This window comes from Pseudoalteromonas umbrosa (assembly GCF_030125375.1).
Classification (GTDB): domain Bacteria; phylum Pseudomonadota; class Gammaproteobacteria; order Enterobacterales; family Alteromonadaceae; genus Pseudoalteromonas; species Pseudoalteromonas umbrosa.
Genome location: NZ_JASJUU010000003.1, coordinates 480450 through 499529 on the forward strand (window position 1 = coordinate 480450; position 19080 = coordinate 499529).

General features: G+C 38.9%; 18 protein-coding genes and 3 pseudogenes. 19 read left to right on the plus strand and 2 right to left on the minus strand.

What is annotated here, in order from left to right; genetic code table 11:
- Positions 1–5 precede the first annotated feature (5 nt).
- The 3 genes and pseudogenes from QNM16_RS12040 to QNM16_RS12050 form a co-directional block, all read left to right on the plus strand.
- On the plus strand, positions 6–1754 hold the full coding sequence (locus tag QNM16_RS12040; RefSeq protein WP_284020711.1) for an RHS repeat domain-containing protein: 1749 nt from the start codon (positions 6–8) through the stop codon (positions 1752–1754).
- Positions 1755–1988, plus strand: coding sequence for a hypothetical protein (locus QNM16_RS12045; RefSeq protein ID WP_284020712.1), 234 nt, complete (start codon positions 1755–1757; stop codon positions 1986–1988).
- Positions 1989–2136: 148 nt separating this feature from the next.
- A pseudogene (locus QNM16_RS12050) lies at positions 2137–2259 on the plus strand (transposase); the annotation flags it as partial.
- Positions 2260–2628: 369 nt separating this feature from the next.
- On the opposite strand, the gene QNM16_RS12055 reads toward QNM16_RS12050, so the two are convergent.
- Positions 2629–3687, minus strand: a complete 1059-nt coding sequence (locus tag QNM16_RS12055) for a hypothetical protein (RefSeq protein ID WP_284020713.1) — start codon at positions 3685–3687, stop codon at positions 2629–2631.
- Between the two features lie 125 nt (positions 3688–3812).
- Between QNM16_RS12055 and QNM16_RS12060 the strand changes: the two genes are divergently transcribed.
- The 16 genes and pseudogenes from QNM16_RS12060 (at position 3813) to QNM16_RS12135 (ending at position 17842) form a co-directional block, all read left to right on the plus strand.
- Positions 3813–4103, plus strand: coding sequence for a hypothetical protein (locus QNM16_RS12060; RefSeq protein ID WP_081216431.1), 291 nt, complete (start codon positions 3813–3815; stop codon positions 4101–4103).
- Between the two features lie 288 nt (positions 4104–4391).
- A complete protein-coding gene (locus QNM16_RS12065; protein ID WP_284020714.1) occupies positions 4392–5831 on the plus strand; it encodes a Mu transposase domain-containing protein in 1440 nt (479 codons plus the stop codon).
- A complete protein-coding gene (locus QNM16_RS12070) occupies positions 5824–6570 on the plus strand; it encodes an ATP-binding protein (RefSeq protein WP_237136670.1) in 747 nt (248 codons plus the stop codon). The genes QNM16_RS12065 and QNM16_RS12070 overlap by 8 nt, the downstream gene beginning before the upstream one ends.
- Positions 6563–7063 (plus strand): hypothetical protein, encoded by a 501-nt coding sequence (locus tag QNM16_RS12075; protein WP_284020715.1) that lies wholly within the window; start codon positions 6563–6565, stop codon positions 7061–7063. Before QNM16_RS12070 ends, QNM16_RS12075 begins: the two co-directional genes overlap by 8 nt.
- Complete coding sequence (locus QNM16_RS12080; RefSeq protein WP_284020716.1) at positions 7056–8042, plus strand: tyrosine-type recombinase/integrase; 987 nt, start codon at positions 7056–7058, stop codon at positions 8040–8042. The genes QNM16_RS12075 and QNM16_RS12080 overlap by 8 nt, the downstream gene beginning before the upstream one ends.
- A gap of 347 nt (positions 8043–8389) precedes the next feature.
- On the plus strand, positions 8390–10087 hold the full coding sequence (locus QNM16_RS12085; RefSeq protein ID WP_284020717.1) for an ATP-dependent nuclease: 1698 nt from the start codon (positions 8390–8392) through the stop codon (positions 10085–10087).
- Positions 10084–11460 (plus strand): UvrD-helicase domain-containing protein, encoded by a 1377-nt coding sequence (locus tag QNM16_RS12090; RefSeq protein ID WP_284020718.1) that lies wholly within the window; start codon positions 10084–10086, stop codon positions 11458–11460. Before QNM16_RS12085 ends, QNM16_RS12090 begins: the two co-directional genes overlap by 4 nt.
- A 408-nt stretch (positions 11461–11868) precedes the next feature.
- A complete protein-coding gene (locus tag QNM16_RS12095) occupies positions 11869–13041 on the plus strand; it encodes an RHS repeat-associated core domain-containing protein (protein WP_284020719.1) in 1173 nt (390 codons plus the stop codon).
- 10 nt (positions 13042–13051) lie between these two features.
- Complete coding sequence (locus QNM16_RS12100; protein ID WP_237136666.1) at positions 13052–13561, plus strand: hypothetical protein; 510 nt, start codon at positions 13052–13054, stop codon at positions 13559–13561.
- Between the two features lie 223 nt (positions 13562–13784).
- Complete coding sequence (locus QNM16_RS12105; RefSeq protein ID WP_284020720.1) at positions 13785–14756, plus strand: transposase; 972 nt, start codon at positions 13785–13787, stop codon at positions 14754–14756.
- Positions 14757–15022: 266 nt separating this feature from the next.
- Positions 15023–15298 carry a hypothetical protein gene (locus QNM16_RS12110; RefSeq protein WP_284020721.1) on the plus strand — a complete coding sequence of 92 codons (276 nt, stop codon included), beginning with the start codon at positions 15023–15025 and terminating at the stop codon, positions 15296–15298.
- A gap of 17 nt (positions 15299–15315) precedes the next feature.
- Positions 15316–15807 (plus strand): annotated as a pseudogene (locus tag QNM16_RS12115) (transposase); the annotation flags it as partial.
- Between the two features lie 200 nt (positions 15808–16007).
- A pseudogene (locus tag QNM16_RS12120) lies at positions 16008–16187 on the plus strand (transposase); the annotation flags it as partial.
- 272 nt (positions 16188–16459) lie between these two features.
- A complete protein-coding gene (locus QNM16_RS12125) occupies positions 16460–16975 on the plus strand; it encodes a hypothetical protein (RefSeq protein ID WP_284020722.1) in 516 nt (171 codons plus the stop codon).
- A gap of 2 nt (positions 16976–16977) precedes the next feature.
- Entirely contained in the window at positions 16978–17481 is a 504-nt protein-coding gene (locus QNM16_RS12130) for a hypothetical protein (RefSeq protein WP_284020723.1), read from the plus strand.
- A 211-nt stretch (positions 17482–17692) separates the two neighbouring features.
- Positions 17693–17842, plus strand: a complete 150-nt coding sequence (locus tag QNM16_RS12135) for a hypothetical protein (protein WP_284020724.1) — start codon at positions 17693–17695, stop codon at positions 17840–17842.
- Between the two features lie 179 nt (positions 17843–18021).
- On the opposite strand, the gene QNM16_RS12140 is transcribed toward QNM16_RS12135, so the two are convergent.
- Positions 18022–18267, minus strand: a complete 246-nt coding sequence (locus QNM16_RS12140; protein WP_284020725.1) for a hypothetical protein — start codon at positions 18265–18267, stop codon at positions 18022–18024.
- Between the last annotated feature and the right edge of the window lie 813 nt (positions 18268–19080).

Sequence of the window (19080 nt, forward strand, 5' to 3'; positions counted from 1 at the left end):
AATTAATGCGTGTCTTTTATGATTGGAATAGCAACCAAACTGAGATGAGCAAAGATGACATAAGCTATCGAACAGTTCAATACAACGACCGTAACAAAGTTAGCTCTATTACTGCGAACAATGAGACGGTTACATTTGAATATGATGCAAACAACAGTCGTTACAAGCGCGAAGACAATGAACAAACGGTTTATTATGTTGGCGCTTTGGAGCTAACTTATCCGAAAAGCTCTGAACTGACCACGAATGTGATCAAGCGCTATGTAGGCAATGATGCAATTCAAAGTTACACCGTAGAAGTCGCTGCTGATGAATCAATTAGCTCTCATGCAGAACTTAAGTGGTTGTTTACCGATTATCAGGGTTCAATAATCGCGATTACGAATGAGAAGTATAAAATACAACAAGAGTTTACATACGATGCATTCGGCAAACAGTCAGTCATAATACCAACGGCAGTAGAAGCGGCCATGAATTATGATCTACAAACCGCTGTGCTTGGCGAAATATTTGGTAACCTACGTGGTTATACTGGTCATGAGTCTCTTAAGTTGGGTGATGATAACCGCGTCATTCATATGAATGGTCGGATCTACGATGCGGGTACTGGCCGATTTATGCAAACCGACCCGTTTGTGCAAGCGCCGGGGAATTTGCAGAACTATAACCGCTATAGTTATGTGCTGAATAACCCGATGTCGTATACGGATCCGAGTGGGTATTTGTTTGATAAGGGTTTTAAGACATTTAAACGCGCAGGTCGAAGCTTTATTAGAGGCACTACACGTTTATTTGGTACAGAACTTGTCAGTATGGCTGGTAGTTTGGCATCGTCAGCTTGTGGTCCAGCAGCAGGTGCTTGTGCTGCTGCTTGGAACTATGAGTTTACGCGTGCGATGGGGGGCACTTCATCACAGGCGTTTAAGGCAGGTGTTATCGCAGGCATGACGGCACAGGCGTTTTATGAAATTGGGCAGCATTTTAAAGTAGCGTTCAAAATTACAAAAGATTTTGGTTTTGCAGACTTAAAGTTAGGCCAGCAATTACAGTGGGCAGGAAGCCATGCCTTGGTTGGTGGTATTTCATCTGTCGCTTCAGGTGGTAAATTTGGTCATGGATTTGTATCAGCTGGTTTTACCAAGATGGCAATGGGTAATGCTGGTTTCAACATGAATAACCGAGACTGGGATGCAATTGCAGGTAGGACGATTGTCGCTGGGATAGTTGGTGGAACTGCTAGTCAAATTACTGGTGGTAAGTTTGCTAATGGCGCAAGGACTGCTGCGATGATGCATGCGTTGAATGCGGAGGCGCCGAATATAGGGTCGATTTTATCGAATGAAACGTCGAAGTTAGGAATATCTGTGGCTTTTCCTGAGGAGTTATTATCTTTTTTTGGTGTTGACATAGAAGGGGCTGACGTAGAGCTTGAATTAGGGATTGTAAGAGATGATACGGCGGATATAGGTGGGTACGGGTCGATATCATTTACAAAAACTACAGGCGAGAATGCGGGTAGAAATTTTGGCCTAGGTCTAGAGTATGGACGAACTCAGGGTAATATATTAGATTTTTCTGGTGAATCTCATGGTGTAATATTTGCGGGCCAAGAGATAACAAGGGGTACAAATGGTAATTTGGGTTATAGTCTGAGCGGAAAATTAGGTTATGCGGTTGGAGGTGTTGTTACGCACACCAAAACAATGTCTATTTGGCAAATTTTAGGTGATGCTAAAGCAATATATGGTAATTAGATGATTGAAAAAACTATAGGGTTGTTTTTATTATTTATATTTTTCACTTCATTTTTAAGTGTGGTTGGAAATATTTTAGCTATGCTCATGAACCCAAAAGGGGCAAAAGTAAAAGCATTGAATAGGTTTATAGCCTCTTTGGTTATCCTAGTGTGTACATTCACAGTATCATATAAAATGGGATATTTTATTGATAAATATGAAGGCAAAATTGAAAAACGGTTAAGTAAATAAAATATAAAAGACATCCAATCCAAAGCCCCAGCATTTGCTGGGGCTTTTCTGTTTCTGGTTGCGTTTCACCGATTTTTTGGTCACGTCTATTTTGAGGCTGCCAAGCCGTCTATGCTTTACTGAATGTTAAAGTATGGATGGCTTTTTTATGGTAATAGCAAGGAAGAGACAAGTTAGCTTGGTGGATACTAAGTATTACCACTGTATATCACGATGCGTTAGACGCGCATTTTTGTGTGGCGAAGATAAAGTAACAGGCAAGTCATATGAGGGAACCAAATAGGACAGGCACAAACTCTTTGCATAAATTACGTTGCTTGACTACTGTTTAAATATCCAGTTTGATTTAAGTTGAATAGAAAAACCTGATTGGGACAGGCATATATTTGTACCTGAACTGTTTATAGACTTTAAGCCCCAGCACCGCTGGGGCTTTTTTGTTTCTGGTCGCATTTCACCGATTTTTTGGTCACGCCTATTTGACCTGGGTGGTCGCGTCTATCGACTTTCTGGTCCAGGTGGAGTGCTATATACAACTGTATATAGCGGTCTGTGTGACCAACGGTGTCACTTTACTGTTGCCACATGGTCGATTAGCCGCGACCACTTTGGTCAATCAAATTTAACCAAAACGGGTTGGTCAGTTGTGAGGAAGTGATAATCTAGGGTACAATTGACGGTTTGGAAAAAGTTGTAAGTATTCTGCCAAGTCAGTTTTAAATCTATGACTTAAAGGAAGTGGTTCTCTGTATGATTTATGTCTGATCTGGTTCAGATTCTTTGTTAGCCAATATAATCCTCTTCCTGTTGTTGGTATGCTGTATTCAATATTAGCGTGAACATTTTCTAGCTCGCCGATGATTTGGTCCTCATCAGCTTCTATATACAATTCTATAAATTTGAAAAAGCTCCTATCTCGCCCTAAGCTAAATGCCTTGTAATAAAGGTGATATAAAAATTTTAGCTTTGTAATGAAGTGATAAAGTTCTATTCCTCTAAAATAATCTTCACCATCTGAATTGAAAAATAACACGTCATTTTTAAGTTGAGAAGTTGCATATAAAATCTTTTCAATATGTGGGAAAACATAGGGTTCAAATGCTAACACAGCTAATTGTAATTTTATTTTTTCCATGAGTGCCATGTGTACTTTTATTTTTGAACTGATTTTGTGAAATCTGAACAATATAAGTAGATATATTAAGCGGTGTATCAGAAATAAGTCACGGCCGGGCTGTAAAAGACGTTTCTTTATAGGCTTAAAATACGGCATATCAGTTGATGAGTATGGAAGTAGGAGTTTGTAAGGTATGTGTATAGGAAGCCCGGTTAATAATTTTTTGATGTTTTCGCGGCTAAATTCCAAAGGATCTAAAAGGCGCCATAAAGGGCTTTGGTAAAATTCTTCACACAGATAAAAAGATGACTCTTTACACACGGTTTTTCTAGTACGCAAGCTAACACCATATTTCCCGGATTGGATCCTGTTTGCTGTACTCGACGGTTTATCTGACTGCTTATTTATCCATTTCTTTTTTAGCAGTTGATCAAAATATTGTGCACTGGGGATTGCGCCTCTCTTATATGCGACTAGGTCACGCCAACATTGTCCACGTAAATATGCTGTATTTGGGCTTAATTTAAACGCAAAAATTACATGTTGTGACCAAGGAGTCGTGAGTGGGTCTTTATCTATCATTGAGTTACCTCACGAATTCTGAGTTTATTTCTGTCACTTTTAAAAAAAAAGTGACAGTAGCACTTTTTAAGTTTAGTGCTATTTTTGCAATATTGATTGTGTCGATGAGGTGAATGGGAGGGTCTATGTCAGCGGTTTCATGCAATTTGCCAAGTGGGTCCACACACTCAGATTCAGGTAAGCCTGACTTTGAAAAGGTCTTGGTAGCCAAATACGGTGTATTGATCCCTCCGGCAGAAGTATGGCGAGTGTTGGGCTACCCAAGTCACAATGCATACAGAAAAGCAATTCAAAAGAAAGAGTTACCTATTCCAGTATTCCAGATTAATAATAGAAAAGGCAGGTTTGCGTTTTCTATAGACGTGGCTAATTGGGTGAATCGCATATGGGAGGAAAAAGTGACAAAAAACACATGAACCTAAATATTGTTACGGCACATAAAGCGAAAAAGCCAAAGTTGTAGCTTTGGCTCTCTCTAAAATAGTCGAATTTCTTCCGTCCGACTATTTGAGTAAAGCTTGAAATCGATAACCTGTCAACTCATACAATGTGACTGGTCAGTGGGTGTGTGCCTTTTTTTGGAGGCATTTATGCTAACTTTCGATAAACTCAGAGAAATCACACGGGTCTGTGAACTTAGGCCTGATTGTAGTACCCGAGAGGGAGGAGAACTTACTAATTGTTCCCATCAAGTTTTTGGGAAAATGAAAAAAATAGTCCAAAAATCGCAGCTGTCTTTTGCGTATGTTGACTCTATTAGCGATGACGCTATTGCTAAGATTTTTTATCCTAATTTAATTAAGCGAGTACGCAAAGGTAAGCGCTTACCCTGCAAAGAACGGATCATCGAAACCAGAGTAAAAAGGAAAGGGAAAAGAAGGCTTACTTGGGCAAAACTGTTCTTAGAATACGAATCAGTAGATGAAAAAACGGCTTATCGGCTAACTCAGTTTAAATTTCTAGCCAGACAAATGATATTAGAGTATCAAGCGTCAATGAAACAGTTTTATGAGCCTGGAGAATGCCTATTTATCGACTATGCAGGGCTAACTGTTTCAGTGAAAGAAAATGGCCGAGTAACTCGCTTATTTGTATTTGTCGCTGTGTTGGGGTTTTCAAAAAGGTTGTTTGCTTTTGCTACTCGGGGTATGACCACCAGGGATTGGCTTTTAGCGCTTAAAAAGGCATTTAATTTTTTTGGCGGCGTTACTGAAGTGGTCCATAGTGATAATACAGTAGCGTTGGTTAAAAAGTCGGGGTTACTCCCTTTATATACCGATGAAGCAAAACATTTTTTTAGATTTTATAACTGTTTAGCAGATACATCGCGTGTAGCAAAATCGCAGGATAATGCTTTGGCCGAAAATGGTGTCAGTATAGTGACGTATCGCATTCTCAATTATATGCAAGACATGATGTTTACCAGTGTGGATGATGCGAATGCATATATTCTTCGTGAAGTGAACAAGATAAATGCTGCTAAGTTTCAATCTGAATCATTCAGTCGGGATGACTTATTTTACAAAAGTGAAAAAGGCACACTGGCCGATTTACCTAAACATGAATATCAGCACATCATTTATCAGAAGTTATTAACGGTTCCAAAAACATACCTGATTTCATATGAAGGGCATCTTTATTCTGTACCCCATAAATATATTGGAAAGCGGGTGGAAATACGCGTGTATGAAAATGGTGTAATGGATATACTCAACCGACATGAACTCGTTACTCAACATCATGTTAGCAAGCGCACAAGTGGCGCGACGATTGTTCGAGAACATATGCCTATTGCCCATCAAAAGGATGCTGAAAAAACAAAAGAGTTTTTTGTTGCTTGGGGACATGAGATCGGGGTTGCTGCTCAACAGATGACGCTAAAGCAATATGACTTTACCAGAAACACGCGCTCTCGACATATTGGTAAACGGTGTATAGCGCTTCAGAAATGCTGTAATAAAGTTGGTGCAGCTGTTTTTGAAAGGGCCTGCGCTTACGCACTGGAAAAGCAACAATATCATCCTACTTACGTCGACATGGTCGCAAGGGCGAGACCATGGGAGTTTTTAGCCGAAACAAAACCTAGGTTCAAACACGATAACATTCGTGGACCTGAATACTATGGAGGCTCTTCTCATGGATAAACTAACAATTAAGCAGTTGTGTGCCAATTTACGTTTAAGTGAGCTGTCAATTGCATTTGAAGAACAGTATCGAGAAAGTGCGTACAAAAACATGGTTTTTGAGGACCGTTTACGTGAGTTACTTCAAGTTCAATATGATGCTGACAATGTAAAGCGCAGAGCTAGAATGGGGCAACAAGCGCACCTCAGGTGGCCAGATGCGACCATTGAAGACTGTTTTAAACGCCATATCGAGCATCGACGACTTCTCGCGGACATTTTAATGGAATTCGATTGGGTAGGCAGAAACGAAAACATTGTGATCACAGGTAAAACGGGGGTCGGTAAAACTCATCTAGCTTGTGCAATTGCCAATGCGGCGATGAATAAGGGTATCACAGTACTATTTAAACGTTTTTACAATCTTTTGTTGGAGTTAGTCGCTGCGGAAAATGAAATGAATCTAAAGCGCTTTAGAAACAAATTGAATCGTACGAATATAGTGATATTGGATGATTGGGGCCTTGCCCCCTTGTGTGATAGAGAGCGTCATTTACTGTTTGAGTTCATAGAGTCACGAGAGTGTAAAGCATCACTGATCATCACATCACAGTATGACACTAAAGATTGGTATGGTGCGTTTCAAGATCATACTTTAGCTGATTCAGTTCTTGATAGAATTGTATCTTATGCACATGTCATAAAGTTGGAAGGCGACTCAGCTAGGTGTATTGCACGCGAGGGAGAAGACAATGAATAAGTCAAAACCCTCGAATGTGGCACAGTTTGACCAGAACGTTTTTGAGCAGACATTACCACAGATCAGCCATTATTATCGTCAGTCACTTTTATCGTCGAGTGAAACTATTCAGTGGTTCAACGAGCGGCTGGAGACCAAAAAGCTCTGTCTGCCTTTACTTGGATATGCAAATAGGACGTTGGGAAACCAGCTTTTGTCACCGCGCAGTAAAGAAGGGCAGCTCTTACGCGGTGCGCTTAAGCGTTTAGGAATATTGAAGCCAAGTGGTCATGAAAGGCTTAGTGGCTCAGCGCTCGTTTTATTGCATTGCGGCTCAGCACTTCACGCTATTTACGGTGAGCGCATAGGTCGATGCTCTGGTCACTGTAGCAGGCAGCAGTGGCTTGTATTTCAAAGTGAATTAGAGATATATAAGCCACCTTCGGACTTAAAAACAGCCTATCTGATGGCTATCAGCCTTCAATCTAAGTATGAGGAGGCTAATCATGCATAAGTCTATTACTGTGTTTGAGCAATCTATACTAGAGAGCTACGGAGAGCGCCGCCTTGCAGATGGCTACTCAGTTAATACTGTTGAAAAGCAAAGTAATAATTTACAGCTTTTTTTGATCTGGTTGCATACGCAAACACAACAGTGCCTAACAGGTGTAAACCAAAAGCACTTCGACCAATATAAGGTTTATCTTTGCCGCTATGTAAGCCCTAAAACTCATGCAAAGCTTAACCCTACGACTTGCCGTAAACGGGCCACGGATGTTCGAACATTTTATAAAGAGCTCATGTTTATGGGCATTTTAAAGAGTAACCCTTTACAGAATGCCAAAAGCCCGAAGGCCCCCAAGCCGGTTGTAAGGGCTTTACTCACTCAAGAACAGGTTGAGTGGCTGATGAGCCAAACAGTGGATTTTGGCATGTATGGGCTTAGGGATAGAGCTATTTTAGAGTGCTACTATGGTGTGGCGGCGCGAAGAATGGAGCTGGCAGAGCTCACTTTGAAAGATATACAACTTGAAGGTGAAAAGTGTTTTGTGCTTGTTGAAAAAGGTAAAGGTGGAAAAGGTCGATATATTCCACTTTATCCTAGGACCGCATTTTGGTTGAGTCAGTACTTAAAGCATGTTCGACCCAAGTTAGCATCACTTTGCTCGAGTTTACATGTGTTTTTAGACAGCAGAGGCAAAAAGTTTAACGGCGCACAATTAAGCAGGCTTGTACGTAAGTACCTGTTAATGGCTGGCTTGGATGTTGGTGCAGCATGCAATGCACTGCGCCACTCTGCGGCAACACACCTGATGGAACATGGCGCAAATGTAAGAGACATACAGGAATACCTAGGACACTCAGATATCTCTACAACGCAAGTATATTTGACAGTGACGCAACTGCAATTGAGGAAGACGTTAAGTAGGTGTCACCCCGCAGCACTGAGTGAGGCACCTAAAGGGCTTGCAGTAGAAGGTTACTTGAATTGATTGCACTAAATTAGGCAAATACATAGCCGACTGCAGCAATGCAGTCGGCTTTTTTAATCACATTGATGCAAGCTTTGTGAGTGTTTTAGCTTGACGTAGTTTTGCGGGGTTGGTTTCTTGCATCTAAGATGTAGTAGCTAAGATTTTATCTTACCGCATAGTCGAACAGGTTTAGACTTCGCTTGACTGGCAGTGAGGAGCAGACGGCCAGCAAAGCCGTTATAGGGCAATTTTGAGTTACGTGTTAGCAACTTAGGGAGCCAACAAGTTGTTAACACTACAGTGACGACATGACTTGTATTACATTGGTGGCATATGCGCTTGTATGCTTTTTTAAGGGAATTTTTATGTATATCAGACAAGTAACGATCAACAACTACCGTAGCTTCCGCTTTTTCGAAGCCCAACTTCAGCAATTAACAGTTGTCATTGGTGAAAACGATACTGGTAAGACGAACTTTTTCACTGCACTTTCGTTACCGTTAAGCGGCAACCAAATAGACTTCAACCAGAAGCGTTTGAGTGTTTCTGACATCAACAAAGATGCCGTTATTGATTTTCTAAAATCTGTAGTCAATAAGGACACTGAAGAGAATCAGCTTGAGAAGATCCCTAAAGTATCAGTAACCGTAGAGTTCGCTGATCCGAAAGATGCTTATGAAACAGCACTGCTGGCTAAGTGGATTGTTGCTGATGGTGATGAAGAAAGTTACAAAATTAGATATGACTTTAAGCCTAAAAACGATAAAGATTTGCTTGAGACCGTGAAGAATTCACTTGCTGGTAAGACTTTAGATGATATTAACTGGTTTACTCTACCCGTTGAGCTATACGACTACCAAGTAGTATCTGTGAACAATGAAAAGCCTATCGCATACAGTGACTTAAAGCATGTCAGTGTCCATAGTATCAATGCTGAGCGAGATGACTTCTCAGAAAGCAGTTCAATGAAGTCCAACAGTATCTTCACAAAGCTGCTAATGAACATACTAGACGATGATGACAAAGGTCAGATCAACACAGCCTACACTGAGTTCTTTAATGCTATTGAAAAGACTGAAACATTCGATAAAGTTATTGGAACTAATGAAGACTTTGAGAACTATGACAGTATTATCAAGCTGCTTGAGTGCACTCCTAACCTGCCTAACTTGAAGAACATCTTGTCTAACATAACTTTGAAATACGGGAATGAATTTCTTTACCAAAAAGGCTTGGGACAAAGAAATCTTATCTACATACTTATCCTGTTTGCTTACTACAAGTCGTGTGGAGATACATTTAACTTGTGCTGTATAGAAGAACCAGAAGCACACTTGAGCGTTAACAACCTTCGTTTAGTAAGAGACTTCATTGAGAAAAGCTCAAGCAACAGTGGCTCGCTTGTACAAACTATTATTTCGACCCATAACCCATCGATCATCAACAAGCTAAAGCTCTCTAATGTGTTGGCGTTTACTGGCGAGAAAGCAATTAGTCTGTCTGATACTCCAACTAAGCTAGTTGACTACCTAAGAAAGAGACCTAACTTCGACATCTTAAAGCTGCTGTTTGCGAACAAAGTCATTCTCGTAGAGGGCCCGACTGAAGAAATGCTAATCAGCACTTATCTGTCTAAACAACCAGCCCTCAACGACATTGATATTATTCCAATTGGTCAACGTGGTTACGCCACTTTCTTAGATATATGGCTAGCCCTGAACAAAGATAACCAGAACAAGAAAATTGGCGTTGTCCGTGATTATGACAATTCAGATGCGGCTAAAGCCAAGCATGACGCCTATGACACAGCGCATGCTAATGTCACTGTAAGAACAACAAAAAACTACACACTTGAAATTGATTTAGTAGAAGCAGAAGACAACCTAGCTATACTAAATGATTTATTCGAAATGGAAGGCGATCTCGACGCTGTATCCAAATACATGATTAATGGTAAGACAGCAAGAATGCTTGATGTATGTGATGCGATGGTGGATGAAGAGAACCCACTGGATATCCAGTTACCAGCTCACATCGCTGAGGTCATCGAGGCAGTATTATGATAGAAGTACAGATTGCTGGTGCAGGTGCTGGGAAAACTTATGGCTTAGCAAAAACTTTGATAGAGCACATCGAAGCTTGTACTAGTCACAAAAAGACATTTGCACTGACGTACACAAACTCTGCAACAGCGAAGATAGAGCAAGAGATAATCAAACAACACGGCTTTATTCCGTCGAATCTCTGTATACAGACCGTACATAGCTTCTTGTTAAACGAAATCATCTACCCATTCTCATCATTCACTCTTGGTGATGTGTATAACGACGCATCAATAATGATGTTACCGAGTAATGCTAGGTTCAAAAATTGGCATTTAAAGGGGTTAAAAGACAACAACATCATTCATGCTGAGAGCGTCTACAACATTGCTAAACAGATTGTTGATGAAACCAACAGCAAGCACCGCAACAGGGCTAAGAAAGTAAAAGTCCGAAGGCTTCTAGCTATTCTAGTGAGTTGCTTTGACAAGATATTCATTGACGAAGTCCAAGACTTAGATGGTGATGCTCTACGCTTTTTTGAGGTGCTAGGCAGCAACGCTATTGACGTATATATGATTGGAGATCCAAAGCAAGCAATTAAGTATCCCAAAGCACTTAATATTTTCGTTGAAAAAGTTTCGTCTGAAGATTACACAATCATACTACCAATCAACAATCAAACTAGACGAGTACCCATAGAGATTTTAGCGGTATCAAATAACTTTTGTTATGAAGATCAGCAACAAGAGTCACTATCAGAAGTGGTTGGTGAACTCATGTATATAGAATCAACGGACGAACGATATGATGAGCTACTAACGAATTACATAGCCACAAAACAACTTGTTTGCATCGACAAAAAAAATGGTCGCTATACAACTTCATCTAAACACAAACACGCATTCCCGCGAGAGATAGAGGAAATGATTCGTGAGTCTAACCATAAGAAAGACAAAACTTTATTTGTGAAAGCTGCTTTTGCTGATTTTATGGACGATGCAATCAATGAAGATACTAAGAGAGCCATAAGCAAACTCATCGCTCGGCATTCGTTGACTCTTAATAAACAGCACTTCGCCCAATTACATGAGCTGTGCAATTCATGCACGAAAAATGACGTACAATTCAAAGTCCAAAGTATTGACTCTATCAAGGGGTTGGATGCCGATACGTGTGTAATAATACTCAGCCCTAACACTCTGAAATACTTAACCCAAGATGGTATTGGTAAAGCTAATTATTTTAATAAAGAATGGAAACGAGTCTATGTAGCCCTTACTCGTGCTAAGAAGAGGTTGGTCTTAGCATTAGATCACGAATTAATTGGGAAAGAAGACATGGCGGCAGTTAGAGACTCCATCTGTGAATTGGGGTTTGTTAATCATTACTAGTATATATGTATCCGCAAGCACCGATGGGGGAGCCTAATAGAAGTCGGACTTAACAAAATGTGTGAAAATTAGTTGAATTAATCGGCCCTATGTAAGTAATTCCTTTTGATGCTGCTAGTAACTCGTTTTGGGGCAGGACATCCTTAGAACCATCACATCTACAAAATACCTCGGGTAAAAATTCAGCTATAGGAAGCCTCTAGACAAAACCTTGTCCGTGAGTTGACCAACTAAAATTCAACGTCAATAGGCAAATAGAGTTGTATTCAAATGCTCTTTTGGGCTTTGACTTTAAGTTCGGTAAAGTGAAGAGCTAAGAGTTAAAAGCACAGTACAATAACCTAGAAAAAGCTGATTCTTCATTTTCATAAACTGTCTACAATTGAGGCCAAGATCACATTCGCTCATATGAACGGTCGGATCTACGATGCAGACACAGGCCGATTTATGCAGGCGGATTCTTTTGTGCAAGCGCCGAGTAATTTGCAGAACTATAACCGCTATAGTTATGTGTTGAATAATCCGTTGAGTTATACGGATCCGAGTGGGTATTTGTTTAAGAAGTTGTTGAAAGGAATTAAGAAGTATTGGAAAGTAGCTGTGGCGGCTGTAGCTTCGTATTACACGTTTGGCGCTGCGTCTGGATGGGCTTCTGCATGGGCAGCTGGGACTGGAGGGTTTAGTGCAACAGCGGCGGCTGCTATTGGATATACTGCTGGTGGCGCCGCTGCGGGTTTAGTTGGCGGAGCAATTACATCAGGCTCGCTTAAAGGAGCACTTAGAGGGGCTTTAAGTGGCGCTATAATGGGAGGCATTGGAGGTTCATTGAGTGGTGTTGAAGCATTTGTGGCTAGCGGTTTGGCTGGCGGCATCATTACTGACTTGGAAGGTGGAAAGTTTAGTTCAGGGTTTTTCAGCGCTGGCATTGGGGCAGCTATGGGAGGAAGGTTTGGTAAAAATCCCTACACCCAAGTAATCGGTTCTGCAGTAGTCGGTGGAACGATATCTAAATTGACAGGCGGTAAATTTTCAAATGGAGCAATTTCTGCGGCCTTTGCTGCTGCTATGAGAGCTGATTGGAAATCGGATCCAATTCCTGAAAACTCTAACGTGGCATTTGTTGGCGGTGCTACAGACGACACAAATCCATTTAACAAAGTTGTGAGAAGTGCATACGATGAACACATCGACAAATATGGAAAAGATTCAGCAGTGTATTTTGAGAATACTCAACATAAAGAACTGGCGTTATGGATAGACCAAAGGAATGGTAATGGAACTGTTATTGCTCATAGTTATGGTGCAGATATGGCCGCTCAAGTTATTGCTGATGGTCACTCTGTAGCTAGATTGGTTACGGTAGATCCCGTAGGTTGGTCGAAGCCTAACTTTTCTAAGGTTGCAGCAAATTCAGGAGTGTGGCAAAACTACGACGCTGGAGATTCTTTGAAGAGCTTTAACAATGTTGTTGCAACTGTAGGTGGAGCTTGGAATTCGGCACCAGCAAATTATGCAACATCTCACCAAAGGTACAAACAACTAGATCATGTCCAAATATGCCAGGTTTTCTGTAAATATTAAGAGTAAGATTATGAAAAGATACTTGATGATAATTTACCTATCGTTACTGGCTTCATGCACTACGCATGGAGTTGGTAGCAGCCCAAAAATTGAGTTTCAAAAATATGAAAAAGTAAAGCGAAAAATGGTTAAACTTTTTCCAGATTACAAGAAAAAGTCAGAAGTCAGAGAGCTAATAGAGCTAACGATTTCATCTGATGTTGAACTTTTTGCATTAAGTTTAAACAAGTCAACAACTTTGAGAGCGAGTATTGGTTTGTGTGAAGATGGAAAGGACATGCCGGAGTTAGCTTTCAATTCGGTTTTTTTAGATGGGAAAACAATAGAATACTATTTGATTAATGACCATGAACCTAGCGTCGAAGGCAAAGCTGACTTTAAATATCAACTTTATATAAACTACGCTGTTTTAAAAAAACAAATTAAGGTGCAAGATACTTTATGCGCTGAAATAATAGGTTCTAGCTATGGAAATTATTTTAGATCGAATGTAATTGAGTTGCCTTTGGATAATTACTGAACTTCAAATTAATTATACAAGATACGCAATCTAAAGCCCCAGAATTAGCTGGGGCTTTTTCATGTTTGGTCGCGTTTCGCCGATTTTTTGGTCACGCCTATCTGACCTGTGTGGTCGCATCTATCGACTTTATAGCAATAAACATGACACCCATCTTAATTTGGAAATAGTTTAAGAAGCCGTCTATGCTTTAATGAATGTTAAAGTATGGATGGCTTTTTTTATGGCAATAGCAAGGAAGAGACAAGTTAGCTTGGTGGATACTAAGTATTATCACTGTATATCACGGTGCGTTAGACGCGCGTTTTTATGCGGAGAAGATAAAGTAACAGGCAAGTCATTTGAACATCGAAGAGGGTGGGTTGAAGAGAAGCTACTACAACTAGCCAAGGTGTTTTGCATTGATGTATGTGCTTATGCGGTAATGAGTAATCATACGCATATTGTTTTACATGTTGATGATAAAAAAGCAAAACGTTTAAATGATAAATCTATCCTGATTCGCTGGCATAAACAATTTAAAGGGACTTGGCTGACTCATAAGTTTGTCAGTGGAGATTCATTGACAAACTCAGAACGTTGTTTGCTGTCAGAGCTGATAGAGGAATACAGAAATCGCCTAGCGGATATCAGCTGGTTTATGCGAACGCTCAATGAAGATATCGCACGTAAAGCCAACAAAGAAGATGGTTGCACAGGCCGTTTTTGGGAGGGGCGCTTTAAATCACAAGCCTTGTTAGATGAAGCCGCGTTGGCAGCGTGCTTAGCATATGTTGATTTGAATCCAGTCAGAGCTAAAATGGCAGAAACCCCAGAAGAGTCAGACCACACCAGTATCAAAAAGCGTATTGAGACAGCAAAAGTAGGTAAGCAGCCTAAGTCACTCATGCGTTTTGCAGGTAATCCAAGAAAACACATGCCAAAGGGGTTACCGTTCGAATTCAAATATTATGTCGAGCTTGTTGACTTAACAGGTCGATGTATGCGTGAAGACAAACGTGGATTTATCACAGACTCTCAGCCCATTTTAGCAAGACTTAATATCCAACCAGAAAATTGGCTAAAACTCACCACCCAGTTTACAGAAGTGTTTAAAGGTTCTGTAGGTAGGTCAGACGCTAAGCAAAAATATTGTGAACACTTAAAGTTAAAACGACGAGCAAATTTAACGCAGTGTAGTGTATTGCTCGCATAGTCTTTAATATGCATTAACATCCTAATTTCAACGTGACTTTTAAAAGTTACGTGGTTAGTCATGCCTGAAATCCCAAAAAGTTATCAAGTTAAGCAATTTATCAAAGGTTCAAAGCGACTTGAGCTATTTTTAGTGGTTTGTTTCTGCTTTGAAACATGTCGAGGTGTAGTTGTGATATAAATTTAGATGGGTGTCATGTAAAGTGCATTCACCAAACCTGAAAGATTATCCAAAACCCGTATACGAATTTAAAGGAGATAGATGAGTTGAAGCTTACAATGACTATTTTATTTTTTTTAGCATTATTTACTGCAAAGTTTTTAGTAATTGACTCTAAAGAGATGTTGAAAGAAGATAAATTTAATTATGATATTGAAATAATAAATAGTGCGATGAAAGTCTATTTTAAAAAAAATGGTAAAAATGTTGACGCTATAGAAGAATTAGTCCCGAAGTATTTAAGTGCGATACCTAATTGTCCATACGAAGGGGCTTATATGTTGAAAGAAAGGAATAGTGAATCAATTGTCATATGCGATTGATTTTTTTAAGATTGTTTTTTTGGGAGGGGCGCTTTAAATCACAAGCCTTGTTAGATGAAGCCGCGTTGGCAGCGTGCTTAGCATATGTTGATTTGAATCCAGTCAGAGCTAAAATGGCAGAAACCCCAGAAGAGTCAGACCACACCAGTATCAAAAAGCGTATTGAGACAGCAAAAGTAGGTAAGCAGCCTAAGTCATTCATGCGTTTTGCAGGTAATCCAAGAAAACACATGCCAAAGGGGTTACCGTTCGAATTCAAATATTATGTCGAGCTTGTTGACTTAACAGGTCGATGTATGCGTGAAGACAAACGTGGATTTATCACAGACTCTCAGCCCATTTTAGCAAGGCTTAATATTCAGCCAGAGAATTGGCTAAAACTCACCACCCAGTTTACAAAAGTGTTTAAAGGTTCTGTAGGTAGGCTAGATGCTAAGCAAAAATATTGTGAACACTTAAAGTTAAAACGACGAGCAAATTTAACGCAGTGTAGTGCATTGCTCGCATAGTCTTTAATATGCATTAACATCCTAATTTCAACGTGACTTTTAAAAGTTACGTGGTTAGCCATGCCTGAAATCCCAACAAAGTTATCAAGTTAAGCAATTTATCAAAGGTCCAAAGCGAATTGAGCTATTTTTAGTGGTTTGTTTCTGCTTTGAAACATGTCGAGGTGTAGTTGTGATATAAATTGAGATGGGTGTCACGTAACGTGCACATTTTAGCAAGGCTTAATATCCAACCAGAAAATTGGCTAAAACTCACCACCCAGTTTACAGAAGTGTTTAAAGGTTCTGTAGGTAGGCCAGATGCTAAGCAAAAATATTGTGAACACTTAAAGTTAAAACGACGAGCAAATTTAACGCAGTGTAGTGCATTGCTCGCATAGTCTTTAATATGCATTAACATCCTAATTTCAACGTGACTTTTAAAAGTTACGTGGTTAGTCATGCCTGAAATCCCAAAAAAGTTATCAAGTTAAGCAATTTATCAAAGGTTCAAAGCGAATTGAGCTATTTTTAGTGGTTTGTTTCTGCTTTGAAACATGTCGAGGTGTAGTTGTGATATAAATTGAGATGGGTGTCACATAACGTGCATTTAATTTATCTTAAATTATTCAGATTTATGCACGGTAAAAAACTTTATCATGGATCAATGTTGATGACTTTAAATGTTAGACTTTTATTTTGGGTGGTAATTCTTTTAACTTTATTTGCATGTGGTAATAATAACTTAGAAAAAGAACGTGAGTTATTTATTAATAGTCAGGCTGTAAGAGATTGGAACTCGAAGGTAATTAAGCATAATGATAGTGTGGTTAGCGCACTTGAATATCTTAATAAAAACAAAAGCGTACACTATTCTCCTAAGCACTTTAAATACATAGGAGATGATTTAATTCAAAGTGATCCTATTCACTATAAACATGCATTGTTTGCTTATGAGCTTGGAATACGTCATGGGAACACTCTCGATGATGGAACATCTGGATTTTCATTAATAAAAGAAAGGAGTGAGCTTTATTACTTTTCATACAGTGTAGTTTTATCTTCAGATACAAGCAGAGAAAATTTCAACAAAAAGTGTATCGACGGGAAGATAGGTTTTTGTATTCACAAAAAGTTCAAAGGGTTACTTTTTATTTATGGTTTTCATGCGATAGAAAAGGGAAAATAAACATGACACCCACCTTAACTTTGAAAAAATTTAAAGTAATCTTTCTATATGTTTTGTTTTATTTTGTGCTCAAACCTACACTGGTTTTTGGAAATGAAGCTAAATATGTGGATTTGAAGACTGGTGATTATATATATGTAAAATCTACAAGCTCTATCCTTATTGAAGGAAAGTTTATTGAGAAAGTCTATATATGTACTGAAGATGATGAGTTTTTATGCTTGTTCAACAAATACTATAAATTCTCTTTTCCAAGTAAATACTCCGGAGAAGTGAAGTGGAGCTTTAAAGGGTTTAGATATTGTGTGGTCAGTTCCTTAGAAAAAGATAAGCAGTATCTGGTTTATATTTATGAAGGGGAAGAGTGCTCGGGTAGTGCAGTGGGTACCTTCTTATTTTCAGAAAGAGATGGATTAAAATATATATCAACTAATTATCTGATACCTAAAGGGGAGCTAAATATGGTATTGATTGAAGATAAAGGACTTTTTAAAATACAGAATTAAAAATATATAAAAAACACCCAATCCAAAGCCCCAGTATACTTGCTGGGGCTTTTGTGTTTCTGGTCGCGTCTATCGACTTTCTGGTCCACACAGACCGCTATATAGAAGTGTATATAGCGGTCTGTGTGACCAACGGAGTCACTTTACTGTAGCAAAATTGACACCCATCTTAATTTGGGAATAGTGTAAGAAGCCGTCTATGCTTTAATGAATGTTAAAGTATGGGTGGCTTTTTTATGGCAATAGCAAAGAAGAGACAAGTTGGTTTGGTGGATGCCAAGTATCATCACTATATATCGTGATGCATAAAGCGCGTGAAAAATATGTAACACTCATTCAAGAGCAAGGTATGGCTGCTTGATGTTAAAGAATACCTCAGTCTGGAGTTGTATTAGGGAGTAATATTATCGGAGTAGATCTTAATTATTGTTCTACTTTTATCTAAATATCCATCTGCCATTTATTGATGATTAAACTCTATATTAAAAGGGTTGATACCCTATATCAGTAATATCAACCCGTTAAATCAATACTTGATTCTTACCACGGATATCCTGTTGTTGATGTTAAAAGCATGCCACCTTGCCACTCGCAGTTTCTGCGTTCTACGGCGATATCACCTGAGAAATAAGAAATCCCGAAATTCAGCACTTTACCGCCTTTTTTACAAACATAATAAGTTTTTTGTGCAAACTGTGGGGCTACTCCTTCTTCTGCTGCGACGTTAGCCTGAGCCGTTGCAGAAAATATAGTAAGTGCTGAAACTGAAGCGAGTAATAATTTCATATTAATTTCCTTTTTTAATGTATAGATATTGTTTTTTCGTGTTTTTTAAATGGTAGTTTTTATTTTAAATATTGTTTTAAATTGTGGTTGTTGTCAATGGTTTGTTTTTGTTCTTATTGGTTTGTGAAATGTAATTCGCACATTAATTTTCTGCTGATTTCAACCCTGTTTTGCTGTGTGTTTTTATTTTTTAAATATAAAAAAATTAATTTTCTATATTGTGTTGTAATGGGGCCTCTCTTTAGTTTTTCGGTTTTATTACAAATGTAAGTTTTTAGTGGTGTTATGATTTGTAAAAAATAAAACAAATTAAAACAATGATTTGGTTTTTTTTGAGGCTTTCGACATTAAAAATAAATCGGAAATAGTATCAAGGTTGGCGGGTAGACTTTTGAGTGAAAAATGAGAGCGAATTTTAGTTTATAAAAATAATAATGGAGTATTTTTTAGTGTCAAATCCCTTGTTTCTATTTAGCTAATGTATTTATTGGTTCCTTATTTTTATCAAAAAAATAAATTCAATATTGACAACCAAGTATTGGCGAAAAACAGATATGGCCATGTTCCTATGCCATTTCGTTAGCAGATATCAAGTCAAGTACCTACTGAATTAGTTTGGTTATTACCTGTAGGTGGTTAGGTTAAAAAGATAAATTGTTATTAAAGCAAATAACTTTTATCTAGAGCAGTAGCTTGGGCAAGCGGATGCAAATGCAAAATTTGTTCATGCAAGTTATATATTTTTTCTTTAGTCCGAATGTTCGGTTAAGGAAGTGAGAGTTCATAATATGAACTTTGTCTTTTTTGGGTAGT